Raw genomic sequence first — 1,328 nt, 5'->3', positions numbered from 1 at the left:
CCCCCTCCCCGCGCGGATGGGTGGGTGTTAAAAATCGGCTTTGAGCAACAACGGCTGAAGTTTAGGCAGAGTCAGGCTTTTGGCGATTTTCTGTTTCAAGACACCCGCGCACCTTATCCCGCAAGGGTTTCAGGCATTTTGGTACTTCCCAATCAGAATTTTTCATGCTACAATTACACCATCCGCGCAACCGAACCTTGAAAACTAAATACAGACCGTGTTTCAGGTCGCCGCAGTTGAAACATTAACTAATCCCTATTAGGGATTGAAACGGTACGAATTAGTTATTTCTTTACCCGATGAAGTCGTTGAAACATTAACTAATCCCTATTAGGGATTGAAACTGGTTGACTTATCCGCACACGGCAACAGCAAAGAGTTGAAACATTAACTAATCCCTATTAGGGATTGAAACTGCATTGCTGCAAAATTATCTATTGCATCAACACAAGTTGAAACATTAACTAATCCCTATTAGGGATTGAAACCACATTGATTGAAGTACAAATTCACGAGATTTCGTTGAAACATTAACTAATCCCTATTAGGGATTGAAACAAGATACTCCCCGATTTTGAATTAAAAGTTAATCCCGTTGAAACATTAACTAATCCCTATTAGGGATTGAAACGCAAATCATTGAGCCACCATTTTGATTCATCCTCTATAGTTGAAACATTAACTAATCCCTATTAGGGATTGAAACATTAGGTTTATTCAGGATGACATTTACACCTACCGGGTTGAAACATTAACTAATCCCTATTAGGGATTGAAACTTTTGGGTATGACAACAAAGTGGTAGTTTAGCAAGTTGAAACATTAACTAATCCCTATTAGGGATTGAAACTCCTCATAGTATGAGAATAAATCTAAATCATCTTCAGTTGAAACATTAACTAATCCCTATTAGGGATTGAAACGGAAATCTTGGGAATATTCAGATGAAATTGAGACTTTAAAAGTTGAAACATTAACTAATCCCTATTAGGGATTGAAACATCAGTGGCGAAATTTATCCTTGCAGATTAATGTTGAAACATTAACTAATCCCTATTAGGGATTGAAACATTTCTACAGTAATTTGAGTGCCTTTGGCTGTGAGTTGAAACATTAACTAATCCCTATTAGGGATTGAAACTTACTACAACCCAACACTAGACAGTTATTACAGGTTGAAACATTAACTAATCCCTATTAGGGATTGAAACACTATGGTAGTTAGCGGTGCAAAACTTTTGAGTAGTGTTGAAACATTAACTAATCCCTATTAACCCAAGTTGCTAGTTAGTCTCAAAGAGAGATGACATAAAGGTAGAGAAACAAGA

The 1,328-nt window shown here is 37.0% G+C and carries 1 protein-coding gene and 1 CRISPR repeat array; the gene reads left to right on the top strand.

The annotated features are described in order from the left end of the window. Positions 1-201, top strand: a 201-nt coding sequence (locus tag AACS98_RS21390; RefSeq protein ID WP_232317190.1) for a hypothetical protein, incomplete at its 5' end; no start/stop codon positions are given. A gap of 34 nt (positions 202-235) precedes the next feature. Next, a CRISPR array of direct repeats spans positions 236-1,211; the repeat unit is 37 nt; unit sequence GTTGAAACATTAACTAATCCCTATTAGGGATTGAAAC. Positions 1,212-1,328: the final 117 nt, after the last annotated feature.

The organism is Anabaena sp. CA = ATCC 33047 (assembly GCF_963870205.1).
Taxonomy (GTDB): domain Bacteria; phylum Cyanobacteriota; class Cyanobacteriia; order Cyanobacteriales; family Nostocaceae; genus Trichormus.
The sequence above is the reverse complement of the archived record's forward strand: the minus strand, read 5'-3'. Positions and strand labels throughout refer to the sequence as shown.